The sequence below is a fragment of the Cupriavidus sp. SK-4 genome (genome assembly GCF_000611125.1).
Classification (GTDB): Bacteria; Pseudomonadota; Gammaproteobacteria; order Burkholderiales; family Burkholderiaceae; genus Cupriavidus; species Cupriavidus necator.
The window spans coordinates 19594-31762 of sequence record NZ_JFJW01000036.1 but is presented as its reverse complement, the minus strand read 5'-3'; the positions used below and the strand labels follow the sequence as shown (position 1 = coordinate 31762).

Here is a 12169-nt window from a genome sequence, read left to right as displayed (position 1 = left end):
ATGCCTGCGGCGCCCCAGGGGGCGTAATAGTTGGTGGGCGCCATCGCCGGCGCGGGGGCATGCATCATCCCGGCGCGCTCGGCGCCGGCGTCCAGCGGGCCAAGGTCGGCCAGCTCGATCTCTTCGCTCTCGGCAAAGGCGTAGGCGCGCTCCAGCAGGTTCTCCAGCTCGCGCACGTTGCCGGGGAAGGGATAGGCCACCAGCCGTTGCAGCGCCGCAGGCGACAGCCGCTTGGGGCGCGGGTCGCCGTAGCGCACCGCCAGGTGGTCCAGGATGGCGCGCGCCAGCACCGGGATGTCTTCGCCGCGCTCGCGCAGCGTGGGCATGCGCAGCGCCAGCACGTTCAGGCGGTAGTACAAGTCCTGCCGGAACTGCCCGGCCGCCACCATCGCGGCCAGGTCCTTGTGGCTGGCGCACATCACGCGCACGTCGACGGCGTCTTCGCGGCTGGCGCCGATCTTGCGCACGCGGCGCTCCTGCAGCGCGCGCAGCAGCTTGACCTGCATCGGCAGCGGCAGGTCGGCCACCTCGTCGAGCAGCAGCGTGCCGCCGTTGGCGGCCTGGAAGAAGCCGCCGCGCTCCCCGTCGGCACCGGTGAAGGCGCCTTTGACATGGCCGAAGAACTCGGACTCCATCAGGTTCTCGGGGATGGCGCCGCAGTTGACGGCGATAAAGGGATGCGCGGCCCGCCCGCTGGTGGCGTGGATGGCGCGCGCAGCGCGCTCCTTGCCGCTGCCGGATTCGCCGCTGATCACCACCGGCGCCATGCTGCGCGCCAGCCGCGACAGCGAGCGGCGCACCTCCTGCATGGCGGCGGAATGGCCGGGCAGCAGGGCCGCGGCGCGGTCGGCGGCCTGCTCTGCCGCGGTGGCTTCCGCATCGGTGCTGTCGCGTTGCTGGCGGCCCAGCGCGTTCAGCACCAGGCTGCGCAGCTGCTCCAGCGAGACCGGCTTAGCGATGTAGTCGAAGGCGCCGGCCTTGAGTGCTTCCACGGCATTGTCCGCGCTGCCGTAGGCGGTGATGACCGCCACCGGGATGCGCTCCGGCGCAGCCGACAGCTGGCGCACGATCTCGATGCCCAGGCCGTCGCCCAGGCGCATGTCGGTCAGCACCAGGCTGTAGCGGCCCTGCGCCAGCTTCTCGCGCGCCTCGGCCAGGGAGCCGGCCAGCACCACGTCATGGCCCATGCGGCGGATCGAGATGTCCAGCAGCTCGCGCAGGTCGGCCTCGTCGTCGATGACCAGGATGGGATCGGGCGCTCGGGACATTCGGGGTGGCATGGGGTGGTGGCTGGGTTGGGACAGGTCAGGCGGCGGCCGCATCGGCACTCTCGATGCGCAGCGTCAGCACGAAAGCCTTGGCCGGCAGTGTATCGCGCGCGGCGGCGGCCAGCATGCCGGTGCGCTCCAGCAGCGCCGGCAAGGCGATGGCGCCGTAGCGCACCTGGGCGTCATTGGCTCCGCACAGTTCGCGCGCCATGAACAGGCCCAGCCCGGTGCCCTGGGCGTTGCTGGTGAAGAACGGTTCGAACAGGCTGCGCTGGTGCTCGCGCGCGACTTCGGCGCCGTCGTTCCAGACGATCAGCTCGGCGTGGTGCTGGTCCAGCGCATGCGCCAGCAGCCGGATCGAGCCTGGCAGCCGGCTGCAGTAGCGCCAGGCATTGTCCAGCAGGTTGCCCAGCACCTGCTGCAGCTGCGAGGCGTCGAACACCACGGGCTGGGCCACGTCCACGGTCAGGCGGATGGCATTGGCGTTGATGTCGGCCCGGCCCGCCGGGCGGGTTTCGCCGGCGCGTGGGCGGCGCGAGCGCATTTCGGCGCGCCAGCGCTCGACGATCTCGGGCAGCGCCTGCGCCAGGTGCACGGTGCTGCGGCCGGTGCGCGGGCGGCGCGACATCTGCAGCACGTCTGAGACCACCTGGTCCAGCCGGCGCACGTTGTCATTGATGATGCGCAGCAGGCGGGCATCGATATCGACATCGGCGCCGCCATGGTCCTGCGCGGCGGGGTCGCGCCGGCCGGAGTCGCCCAGCAGCTCGCTGGCCTGGCTGATTGCCGCCAGCGGGTTGCGGATCTGGTGCGCGATGCTGGCTACCAGCCGGCCCATGGCGGCCAGCTTTTCCTGCTGCACCTGCTCGGCGATGCGCTCCCAGCTTTCGATATGGACCAGCACGGTGTCGCGCATCTCGTTGCGCAACAGGGCCTCATCCTCCTGCGACCAGGCCATGGCCTCGTTCTGGGCGATGGCCAGGCGCAGGCGGCCGGCGGCTTCGGGCGACAGTTCGCTCCAGGCGGCCGTATCCAGCGTAGCCGGCACGGTGCGGCCATGCGCCATGGTCGAACGCAATCCTGCCAGCCCCGGCAGCACAAAGCGCAGCCGCAGCCGGGTGTGCTGCATGGTGCCGTCGGCCAGCGCGGTGCCGGACGCCATCGGCAGCAGCTGCAGGATGCGCGGCACGTCGTCCTTGCTGTGCAGCCAGTCGCGCAGCATCTCCATCAGCGGCTGCAGGCGCGGGATGCGGCGCAGGTCGAACAGCACGGCTTCGCCGCCCTGCCCTGCCGCACCACCCAGCCGGCGTGAGTAGATGCGCTCATGCGGCTGCACGCCCAGCAGCACCACCGCCGCGGGGTTGGCCGCCACCACCGCGCCGTTGGCGCGCACCAGCATCACGCCGTCCTGCATGTCGTTGACCATCAGCCGGTTGACCAGCTGCTGCAGGCGCAGCTCCTGCTCGCGCGCCAGCGCCAGCCGCTCCTGCGCGATCTGGCGGTTGGCCAACATATACATCAGCAGCGCCGCGATCATGAACACCAGGCCGAACAGGCCCGAGCCCAGCAGCCCGGCATCGGCCTGGCGCAGCAGGATGGTGTGCATGAAGGGCCCGCTCATCACCACCAGCGCGGAGATCGCCGCGGCAAACAGCGCGAACAGCAGGCTTGTCAGTGCACCGGCTTCCAGCGCCGGCAGCAGGAAGATCATGGCCAGGCCCTCGGCCTGCCCGCCCCGCCCCAGCACGCTGAAGACCAGCGCCAGCAGGGCCAGGTCGGCCAGCACCTGCACCCGCACGCGCAGATGGAAGTGGCGGCGCCACAGCGTGCCGGCCAGCATCGCCACGGCAATGGCAAGGTAGGGCACGGTGACGGTCATGGCCGCCGCGTGCTCGATGCCGCCCAGGCCATCAAGGCCGAAGGGCAAAGTCGGGATGGCGGCCGTGGTGGTGGCCGGCTCGCCGCGCCGCATCAGCGCAAAGCCGACCAGCAGCAAGCCCACGGCCACGCGGGTCCAACAGAAATAGCGCAGCAGGCGCCAGTGGAAGTCAGGCGGTTCGGGCTGGCGCCACAGCTGGGCCAGGCCGCGCCAGGCGTTCAGCCGCTGCCAGCCCGACGACGCCGGCTCTGTCATGGGCGGGGGCCGCTGCTGCTGTCGCTGCCTTCGGCCCGGCTTTCGTCAGGCAGGTGGCTGCGGCGGCAGTAGTGCAGGCCGCGCCAGGCAATGGCCTCGCCCTGCGGCAGGTGCACGCCGCACTGGGCGCATTGGACCATGGGTTCGGCGGTGGCGTCGGCCGGGCCGTCGGTGGCAGTGCGCTCGCCGGCTTCGCGGGCCTGGCGTGCGCGATGCTCAGCCAGCCGCGCCTCGGCGCGGGCGCGCAGCCACCAGATGACGCCCAGCACCACGGCCAGCAGGATCAGGATACGTGCCATGGGGAATCAGAGACGATGCAGGACGACTTCAATCACGAAACGGCTGCCGACATAGGCCAGCAGCAGGATGCCGAACGAGGCGATGACCCAGCGCAGCGCCACCTTGCCGCGCCAGCCGCGGAAGATGCGCCCGGCCAGGATGCCGCCGAACATGGCCCACGAGATCAGCGCGAACACCGTCTTGTGGTCCAGCCGGAAGGCGCGGCCGAACAGCTCTTCAGAGAACAGCAGGCCCGAGCCGATGGTCAGCGTCAGCAGCACAAAGCCGGCGCCGATCAGCCGGAACAGCAGCTTCTCCAGCGTCAGCAGCGGTGGCAGCAGGTCAAGCCAGCGGCCCAGCCATTCGCTGGGTTGCTGCTCCGGCGGCCGCGCCGGCGCGTGCCGGAAGCCATGCAGGCGCCGTTCGGCCAGCAGCATCAGGAAGGCGTGGAACGCCGCCAGCGTGAACAGCCCGTAGGCCACGTTGGCGATGATGAAATGCAGCTTGAACAGCGGCCGCGCCGCGTAGCCCAGGATCTGCGAGCCGGGGAAGGCCAGCGGCATCAGGCTGGCCACCAGCGCCACCGGGATCACGATCAGGCCCAGGCCCGCCAGCGAGAAGAAGAAGCTTTCTATCCAGTAGATGCCCACGCCCAGCCACAGCATGGCCGACAGCGCAAAGGCAAAGCCGAACATCATGCGCTCGGCCGGGAAGATGGTTTCATGCAGCAGCAAGCCGTGGCTGGCCAGCGCCGCCAGCATCAGCACGTGCCACCAGGCCGGGCGCCCTTCGCCGTGCGCGCCGCCCGCCGGGGGGATGGGGCCGCCGCCGGCCACCAGCACGGCCGAGGTCGCCCCCCCTGCCTGGCCGGCAGCGGTGGCAACGCGTGGATGGCGCGTGGCCCAGCCGTGATAGGCCAGGCCGCAATAGAGAAGTGCCGTCAGGGCATACAGTACAATGACCATTTACGCAGTTTACCTTAGTGCCCACGGACGGTGGCGGCCCGCTTGAACCGGTGTAACCGGTGTTCCAGGCCCGCCCCGTGTGCAAGACTGCCTCCGATTTCAGCCCCGAGCCCTGCTCCGACTTCTCCCCCGATTCCTGCCATGCTGGACAATCTCACTCAACGCCTGGCGCGTGTGGTCAAGACCATGCGCGGCGAGGCGCGCCTGACCGAGGCCAACACCGCCGAGATGCTGCGCGAAGTGCGCCTTGCCATGCTCGAAGCCGACGTGGCGCTGCCGGTCGTGCGCGAATTCGTTGCCCGCGTGAAGGAAAAGGCCATGGGCGAGGAGGTTGTCAGCAGCCTCACCCCGGGCCAGGCCCTGGTCGGCGTGGTCCAGCGCGAGCTGACCGCCGTGATCGGCGGCGCCGACGCGGCCAGCGGCAACAACAAGGAAGCCGAGCTGAACCTGGCCGTGCAGCCGCCCGCCATCATCCTGATGGCCGGCCTGCAGGGCGCCGGCAAGACCACCACCGTGGGCAAGCTGGCCAAGTGGCTCAAGGAAAACAAAAAGAAGAAGGTGCTGACGGTCTCGTGCGACGTCTACCGGCCCGCCGCTATCGCCCAGCTGAAGACGGTTTCCGAGCAAGTCGGCGCTGACTTCTTCCCGTCGCAGCCGGACCAGAAGCCGGCGGACATCGCCCGCGCGGCGGTGGACTGGGCGCGCAAGCACTACCACGACGTGCTGATCGTCGACACGGCCGGCCGGCTCGGTATCGACGAGCTGATGATGCAGGAAATCGCCGCCCTGCACGCCGAGCTGAAGCCCGCCGAGACCCTGTTCGTGGTCGACGCCATGCTGGGCCAGGACGCGGTCAACACCGCCAAGGCCTTCAACGACACCCTGCCGCTGACCGGCGTGGTGCTGACCAAGCTGGACGGCGATGCGCGCGGCGGCGCGGCGCTGTCGGTGCGCCATATCACCGGCCGCCCGATCAAGTTCGTCGGCGTCGGCGAGAAGCTGGACGGCCTGGAGCCCTTCTACCCCGACCGCATGGCCCAGCGCATCCTGGGCATGGGCGACATCCTCGCGCTGGTCGAGGAAGCCCAGCGCGGCGTGGACATGGAAGCGGCCGAGAAGCTGGCCAAGAAGATCAAGAAGACCGGTGACTTCGACCTGGAAGACTTCAAGGCCCAGATCGGCCAGATGAAGAAGATGGGTGGCCTGGGCAGCCTGGTCGACAAGCTGCCGGCGCAGTTCGCCCAGCAGGCGCAGGGCGCCAACATGGATCAGGCGGAAAAGCAGGTGGCCCGCATGGAAGGCATCATCAACAGCATGACGCCCATCGAGCGCGCCAAGCCCGAGCTGATCAAGGCCAGCCGCAAGCGCCGCATCGCCGCGGGCGCCGGCGTGCCGGTGCAGGAAGTGAACCGCTTGCTCAACCAGTTCGACCAGATGCAGTCCATGATGAAAAAGCTCAAGGGCGGCGGCATGATGAAGATGATGCGCCAGATGGGCGCGATGAAGGGCGGCATGAAGGGCCTCTTCAACCGCTAGAATCCGTCCGTCGCAACCCGACTTGCCTTCCCCCGCAAAAGAACAGGAAAGACATCATGATGAGCGCCGTACAGGCCCGCGAGCTGTGGGCCAACTCCGAAGAAATCGTCTCCGCCGCGGAAGTCCAGGAGTCGCTGGACCGCATGGCCACGGAAATCACCGCCAAGATGGGCGATGCCTTCCCGCTGGTGCTGTCGGTGATGGGCGGCGCGGTGGTCTTCACCGGCATGCTGCTGCCCAAGCTGGCCTTCCCGCTGGAGTTCGACTACATCCACCTCTCGCGCTACAACAACAAGACCGTGGGCGGCGAGATGCAATGGCGCGTGGCCCCGCGCGAGTCGGTCAAGGACCGCGTGGTGCTGGTGCTGGACGACATCCTGGATGAAGGCGAGACCATGGCCGCGATCCGCGAGCGCATCATGGACATGGGCGCCAAGGAATTCCACGCCGCGGTGCTGTGCGAGAAGACGCTGACCAAGATCAAGCCCATGCATCCGGACTTCTGCGGCTTTGCCGTGCCGGACCGCTATGTGTTTGGCTGCGGCATGGACGCCAAGGGCTACTGGCGCAACCTGGGGTCGATCCGCGCGCTGGTTTGATCAGTTGAATACAGGCACCCGCCCGGGTGCCTGCCCCGGCGCCATCCTCAGGCGCCCAGGATCGGCCACAGCGAGGCCAGCAGCAGTACGGCCATGCCGATATTGAAGGCGCGCAGCACCCGCGGACGCGCCAGCCAGCGCCGCAGCGCCGAGCCGCACAGCGCCCACATCGCCACGCTGGGCAGGTTCACCACCCCGAAGATCCCCGCCAGCAGCAGCACGTTGAGCCACAGGTTGCCGTGCAGCACATAGGTGCTGCACGCGCCCACCGCCATCACCCACGCCTTGGGATTGACCCACTGGAACGCCGCCGCGGCCCAGAAGCCCATCGGCCGCTTGACCTGCTGGTCCTGCACGCCGCCGGCCGTGGCCAGCTTCCACGCCAGCCATATCAGGTAGACCGTCGCCACCACCCGCAGCACCTGCCAGGTCCACGGGAAGGCGTGGAACAGCGACCCCAGCCCCAGCCCGACCAGCCCCACCATCAGCGCAAAGCCAATGCTGACGCCGAGCAAGTGCGGCACCGTGCGCATGAAACCGAAGTTCACGCCCGACGCGAGCAGCATCGTGTTGTTGGGACCGGGGGTGATCGACGACACCAGCGCAAAGCCGGCAAACGCGGCAAAGACACCGGTTCCGGCGGCGAGTTGGGATACTTCCATGACTGACTCCAGGGCATTCAGGGAATCAGTCTAAGGTCAGAGAACGGTACAGTACCGGTACACTTCAACAGAAATACGCCGATACAGGGACGCCGCCGGCCACCGGTCAGTTTGCTTCCGGCTTATGGACAAAGATCCACTCCTGATAGCTGGCCTTGTCGGCAAACCCGGCGTTGGCGGGCGCAAAGCCGGCCACGCGCAGCGGCGTGCCGGGGGCCTGGCTGTACACGCCGACGATGCCGTTGTCCGATCCGGGGATCGATGCCCCACTCGCCGCCTTCCGTCAGCGGGTCACGCCAGGCCCGGCGCAGGTAGCGCACGACCACCGGCTGCCTCGGATCGAGCACCAGTTCGTCAAGGCGCTTCGGGTACTGCCCGGCGGGGTTGGCGTCGTAGTAAGCGCCGATCGCGCGGCGGATCTCATTGCCGTGCGCAAGCAGGTCGGCCTCGCGCGCGCGCCGGTCCTGCGTGGCCCACAGTAGGCCGAACTGGCTCAGCATCACGCCCAGGATAGCCAGCGCCACCAGCGCGCCGATGTAGACCGAGCCGTGGCTGCGGCGGTCACCAGCTCGCATAGTCGGTCCCGTCATGCGCCTTGCCCCGCGCGCCGCTGTGGACGTCGGCAATGCCGCCCTTGGGCGAGCGCTCGAACACCCAGCTGTCGCGCCGGTTGGTGACCGGGTCCAGTGGCAGCTCGCGCAGGTAGCGGCGCTGCACCAGCTCGTCGAGCGATTCCGGCGATTTGCCACGGTCGTCGCGGTAGTCGTCCAGCGCCTTGCGCAAGGTCACCAGGTTGTGGCGCAGCACGGTCTCGCGCGCCTTGTCCTGCTGGCGGAAGTATTGCGGCATGGCCAGCGACAGCAGCGTGGCGATGATGGCCAGCACCACCAGCAGCTCGATCAGCGTAAAGCCGCGGCGGCGCATGCCCTCACCACTGGTCGTAGCGGGTGCCATCCAGCGCCTCGCCGTTGTTGCGCGACATCACGTCGAACACATCGTCGCCCTCGCGCGGGTCGTCGGGCGGGCTCTGGTAGCTGCGCAGGCGCCAGTTGCGCGCGGCGGGTTCGTCGGGGCAGCCGCACAGCGGGTCGCGCGGCAGGCGCCGCAGGAAGTAGAGGCGGCGCTCGCCGGCGGGATCGGTGGCGTCGGGCACGCCCTCGGCCAGCGCCTCCAGCGACGGGGGGTAGCCGCTGTCGCCGACCTTGCGCTGGATCTTGCCGGCGTCCGCCGCGTCCTTGTAGTCGTCGATGGCCTTGCGCAGCTCGCGCAGTGCGCGGCGCAGCTCGTTTTCCTGCGCGCGGCGTATCGTCAGTTCCGCCAGTGGCAGCGCCACCGAGGCGAGCAGCGCCATCAGCGCCAGCGTCACCATCAGCTCGATCAGCGTGAAGCCGCGCGCCGGCGGCAGCGTCGTGCGCATGCCGGCCTCCCTAGCGCGGCGCGGCCGGCGGCTCGCCGAGCCGACCTGGTGGCGGGGCTGTCATCGAAGGCACAGGCGTGGCCGGCACAGCGCTGGCCGGGGCGGCGGGAAGCGCCGTGCCTGGCGCGGGCGGCGGCACCACGGCCTCCACCGGGGCCTGCACTACCGGCGCCACCACCACCGGCACCACCGCCTGTGGCGCGCCTGGCGCGGGCAATGGCTGCCAGTTGCCCGATGCCGGCACCGCAAGTGGCGGCGGCAGGGCTCCACCCTGCCCCGCCCCCGCCGGGTCCGGCGTGACACTGACCCGCACCCCTTCCGAGGCCACCAGTGCCAGCGGCTGGATGCCGGGCCTCGCCTCAGTGCCGCTGGCGAAGGTGCTGACCTAGAACGCCGGCAGGTCCAGGCTGCGCTCGATATGCGGCGTGATCAGCAGCACGATCTCGGTCTGCTCCTGCTTGTCCTGCCGCGTGCCGAAGATGCGGTCGAGCACCGGGACTCGGCTCAGCCCCGGCAACCCCTCGCCGGCCTTGATGTCGGCGCGGCGGATCAGGCCGGCCAGCACCTGGGTCTCGTTGTTGCGCGCGGTCAGCGTGGTCTTGGCGCTGCGCGTGCCGAGCACATAGGTGATCAGCCCGGTGCGCGTCACGGTCTCGCTGATGATGTTGCTGACGTCCATTGCCAGCCGGATGCTGATCTCGTTGCTCAGGCTGATATTGGGCTCCACGTCCAGCTTGAGCCCGACGTCCTGGTACTGCACCGACTCGGTCACCACGCCGTTGGCGTTGGTGGTGGTCACCACCGGCACGCGCTCGCCGATGCTGATGGTGGCCTTCTCGCGGTTCCTGACGCGGATCTTGGGGTTGGCCAGCGTCTGCGTATTGCCGCTGCGCTGCAAGAGGTTGAGCGTGACCTGCGGACTGCCGGCATCGAGCAGGATATTGCCGGCGTTGATATTTCGCAGCGCGCTGGCCGGCACGCCCAGCCCGCCCGGATTGATCGCCTCGGACAGCGAGCCGGTGATCTTGCCGGGATAGCCGATGCCCAGGTTGAGCAGGTCGTTGCGCGCCACCTCCAGCACCTGCACGTCGAGCGTGACCTCGGACTGCGGCAGGTCCAGCGCCTGGATCAGCCGCTCGATCGCCTGCAGCGTCTCGACGCTGTCACGGGCCACCACGCCGTTCAGGCGGTCGTCGACCAGGATCTCCTTGGGCCGGAACAGCTGCTTGATCTGCGCCACCGCCTGCTTAGGGTCGCTATGACTGAGGAATAAGGTGCGCACCGCCGGATGCCCGATGCCATACGCCACCAGCAGGTCCCAGCCCAGCACCACGGCAAACATCCATGCGCCGTAGGCGAGCTGCACCGCGGGCGGGGTGCGGCTGGCGGCCAGCACCGAGAACAGGCTGGCATAGAACAGCCCGTTCTTGGGATTCAGGACGGCGGAAAGGAACCCGCTGGCCAGCTGGGTGAGCCACGGCGCGGGCGCGGCGCCGTCCGCCGCGGGAATGGCCAGTTCGCCGCTGGCGCGCAGCAGCCGCCAGCCCAGCCATGCAAGGTAGGCGCAGCCCGCCCACTGCAATGCCGCGAACAGCAGCGGATAGTCGCGCATCGCGGCAAAGCCGGCCAGCGCCAGGCCGATAAAGACACCATTGCCGAGCGCGATGCCCAGGCATACGCCGCTGGCACGCCGCAGCCCGTGCACCAGCGCGCTGCGCACCACCAGGAAAAAATCCGGCCCCGGGCTGAGCAGCGCCAGCCCATGCGCGCCAGCCACCATGGCGAACTGCTGCCAGGGCAGCGCGCGCGCGCCGAGATCGAAAGCCATGTCCATGCCGACCCTCCGTGAAGAGCCAGCAGTGTCGTGCGCGTGGATGCGAGCGGTCTTGAAGAAAGTTGCTGTAGCGGCAGGCCGGGTCAGGCAGCGCGCTGGTAGCCGCGCGGCGTCATGGCCACGCGCTGCTTGAAGGCGCGCTGGAAGTGGCTCTGGTCGGCAAAGCCCAGCATCAGCGCCACCTCGGCCAGCGCCGCGCCCTGCCGCAGCAGGCGGCGCCCGTGCTGGATGCGAAGGTCGAGCTGGTAGGCGTGCGGCGTCATGCCGGTCTCGGCGCGGAAGGCACGGATCAGGTGATAGCGGCTCAGGCCGCAGGTGTGCGCCAGTTCGGCAAGCGGCAGCCGTTCGTCGTGGCGTGTGCGCAGCAGCTCGCACAGTTGCGACACCCGTGCGGAGATGGCGGCGGGCGCCGGCATTGTCTGCGTGGCCGCGTCGGTATCGATGGCGGCATGCAGGTCGCCGATGAAGGCAACCAGCGCGGCCTCCTTCTCGACGCTGTCCGCAACCGAGAACAGCGCGCGGTTCAGCCCGCAGACCAGCCCGTAGACCGGCGGCGACTCCGTCACGCACGCCGGCAGCGCGGTCCGTGCCGCGCCGTCCTCATCCAGCACGGAGGCAACCCACGCCGGATCGAAATGCAGCATCTGGTAGCTCCAGCGCCCGTCCGGCACCGGATTGCAGGCATGCACCTGGCCCGCCGGGATCACCACCACCGCGCCGGGCCCGATCAGCGCCGCTTCGTCGCCACAGGCAAAGCGGCTGGTGCCGCTGTCGACGGCGCCGACCGACAAGGTGGGATGGGTATGCGGCAGGTAGCTGGCGCTGCTGTGGCTGGCGCGCCGGCTTTCGGCGAACGGCAGCGCGGGGTCGGCCCACCAGCGGGTGGCCGCAGGCGCGGCCATGGGGTGGCTCACCCCTCGCTGCGGTACGGGCGTTCGCGCAGCCATTTGGTGGCGATCCACTTTTCGCCGGATGCCACCGGCAGGCCGGCGTGCAGCGTGCGTTCATCCAGCGTGCCGTCGGGCAGCAGGTAGCTGAAGTACACCGCGTTGCCCTTGACCGGCGCCACCTCCAGCCCCACGCGCGGGAACGCGGTGGCGCCGCCCGCCTCGGGCGTGTTCAGGTAGATCACCAGGGTGGCGATGCGCTGCCCGCCGACGGAAAGCTGCCGCGCCTCGCCCGGGCGCTGTGGGTTGAAGTAGTCGAAGTGCGGCTGGTATTCGCCGCCGGGCTTGTAGTTGAGGATCTGCAGCCCCTCGCCGTGCTCGGCGGGCACGCCGGTGACGGCGGCGATGCGCGCCTCGATACGCGCGATCAGGGCGTGCTCGGCCACCTGGAACATCGCGCCCATGCTGGTGCGGGCGTCGATCAGGTTCTCGTCGCCGGTGTCCGGGTTGACCACCGGCGAGCGCGCCAGGCGGCCGCGCGATAGCGCCACCAGGGCATCGCACTCGTCGTCGGTCAGCAGTTGCTGG

14 protein-coding genes are annotated in these 12169 nt (G+C 69.5%); 2 read left to right on the top strand and 12 right to left on the bottom strand.

The window, feature by feature from the left end; translation table 11 throughout:
* The 4 genes from CF68_RS07460 to CF68_RS07445 all read right to left on the bottom strand — a co-directional run.
* Positions 1-1280, bottom strand: a 1280-nt coding sequence (locus CF68_RS07460) for a sigma-54 dependent transcriptional regulator (protein WP_235205694.1), incomplete at its 3' end; no start/stop codon positions are given.
* A 25-nt stretch (positions 1281-1305) separates the two neighbouring features.
* The gene (locus tag CF68_RS07455; protein ID WP_035817101.1) at positions 1306-3402 is read right to left on the bottom strand and encodes a sensor histidine kinase; all 2097 of its coding nucleotides are present in this window, start codon (positions 3400-3402) and stop codon (positions 1306-1308) included.
* On the bottom strand, positions 3399-3701 hold the full coding sequence (locus CF68_RS07450; protein WP_035817100.1) for a PP0621 family protein: 303 nt from the start codon (positions 3699-3701) through the stop codon (positions 3399-3401). The genes CF68_RS07455 and CF68_RS07450 overlap by 4 nt, the downstream gene beginning before the upstream one ends.
* 6 nt (positions 3702-3707) lie before the next feature.
* Positions 3708-4646: an inner membrane protein YpjD gene (locus CF68_RS07445; protein WP_018310678.1), complete on the bottom strand. Its 939-nt coding sequence runs from the start codon at positions 4644-4646 to the stop codon at positions 3708-3710.
* A 141-nt stretch (positions 4647-4787) separates the two neighbouring features.
* On the opposite strand from CF68_RS07445, the gene ffh reads away from it, so the two are divergent.
* Both ffh and CF68_RS07435 read left to right on the top strand, forming a co-directional pair.
* Positions 4788-6182 carry a signal recognition particle protein gene (gene ffh, locus CF68_RS07440; protein ID WP_035817099.1) on the top strand — a complete coding sequence of 465 codons (1395 nt, stop codon included), beginning with the start codon at positions 4788-4790 and terminating at the stop codon, positions 6180-6182.
* Between the two features lie 56 nt (positions 6183-6238).
* Positions 6239-6781, top strand: a complete 543-nt coding sequence (locus CF68_RS07435; RefSeq protein WP_035817098.1) for a hypoxanthine-guanine phosphoribosyltransferase — start codon at positions 6239-6241, stop codon at positions 6779-6781.
* A 47-nt stretch (positions 6782-6828) separates the two neighbouring features.
* Here CF68_RS07435 and CF68_RS07430 read toward each other — a convergent pair whose 3' ends face one another.
* The 8 genes from CF68_RS07430 to CF68_RS38105 all read right to left on the bottom strand — a co-directional run.
* On the bottom strand, positions 6829-7443 hold the full coding sequence (locus CF68_RS07430) for a LysE family translocator (RefSeq protein WP_035817096.1): 615 nt from the start codon (positions 7441-7443) through the stop codon (positions 6829-6831).
* 122 nt (positions 7444-7565) lie between these two features.
* Complete coding sequence (locus CF68_RS36065) at positions 7566-8033, bottom strand: type II secretion system protein (protein ID WP_200872537.1); 468 nt, start codon at positions 8031-8033, stop codon at positions 7566-7568.
* Complete coding sequence (locus CF68_RS07420; protein ID WP_035817094.1) at positions 8005-8397, bottom strand: type II secretion system protein; 393 nt, start codon at positions 8395-8397, stop codon at positions 8005-8007. Before CF68_RS07420 ends, CF68_RS36065 begins: the two co-directional genes overlap by 29 nt.
* Positions 8372-8860: a type II secretion system protein gene (locus tag CF68_RS07415; RefSeq protein WP_035817093.1), complete on the bottom strand. Its 489-nt coding sequence runs from the start codon at positions 8858-8860 to the stop codon at positions 8372-8374. The genes CF68_RS07420 and CF68_RS07415 overlap by 26 nt, the downstream gene beginning before the upstream one ends.
* Positions 8861-8870: 10 nt before the next feature.
* Complete coding sequence (locus tag CF68_RS37005; RefSeq protein WP_152548465.1) at positions 8871-9188, bottom strand: hypothetical protein; 318 nt, start codon at positions 9186-9188, stop codon at positions 8871-8873.
* A gap of 57 nt (positions 9189-9245) precedes the next feature.
* Positions 9246-10694, bottom strand: coding sequence for a LysE family transporter (locus CF68_RS37465; RefSeq protein ID WP_161786858.1), 1449 nt, complete (start codon positions 10692-10694; stop codon positions 9246-9248).
* An 83-nt stretch (positions 10695-10777) separates the two neighbouring features.
* Positions 10778-11608: an AraC family transcriptional regulator gene (locus CF68_RS07400; protein WP_235205693.1), complete on the bottom strand. Its 831-nt coding sequence runs from the start codon at positions 11606-11608 to the stop codon at positions 10778-10780.
* Positions 11605-12169 (bottom strand): 2OG-Fe(II) oxygenase (locus CF68_RS38105; RefSeq protein WP_235205692.1); only part of this gene is annotated, 565 nt, incomplete at its 5' end. The genes CF68_RS38105 and CF68_RS07400, both read right to left, overlap by 4 nt.

Coding starts and splice junctions, on each gene's coding strand:
- CF68_RS07420 (WP_035817094.1), bottom strand. CDS start 8,397: ATGGCACCCGCTACGACCAGTGGTGAGGGCATGCGCCGCCGCGGCTTT.
- CF68_RS37465 (WP_161786858.1), bottom strand. CDS start 10,694: ATGGACATGGCTTTCGATCTCGGCGCGCGCGCGCTGCCCTGGCAGCAG.
- CF68_RS07430 (WP_035817096.1), bottom strand. CDS start 7,443: ATGGAAGTATCCCAACTCGCCGCCGGAACCGGTGTCTTTGCCGCGTTT.
- CF68_RS07415 (WP_035817093.1), bottom strand. CDS start 8,860: ATGCGCACGACGCTGCCGCCGGCGCGCGGCTTCACGCTGATCGAGCTG.
- ffh (WP_035817099.1), top strand. CDS start 4,788: ATGCTGGACAATCTCACTCAACGCCTGGCGCGTGTGGTCAAGACCATG.
- CF68_RS07450 (WP_035817100.1), bottom strand. CDS start 3,701: ATGGCACGTATCCTGATCCTGCTGGCCGTGGTGCTGGGCGTCATCTGG.
- CF68_RS36065 (WP_200872537.1), bottom strand. CDS start 8,033: ATGACGGGACCGACTATGCGAGCTGGTGACCGCCGCAGCCACGGCTCG.
- CF68_RS07435 (WP_035817098.1), top strand. CDS start 6,239: ATGATGAGCGCCGTACAGGCCCGCGAGCTGTGGGCCAACTCCGAAGAA.
- CF68_RS07445 (WP_018310678.1), bottom strand. CDS start 4,646: ATGGTCATTGTACTGTATGCCCTGACGGCACTTCTCTATTGCGGCCTG.
- CF68_RS07455 (WP_035817101.1), bottom strand. CDS start 3,402: ATGACAGAGCCGGCGTCGTCGGGCTGGCAGCGGCTGAACGCCTGGCGC.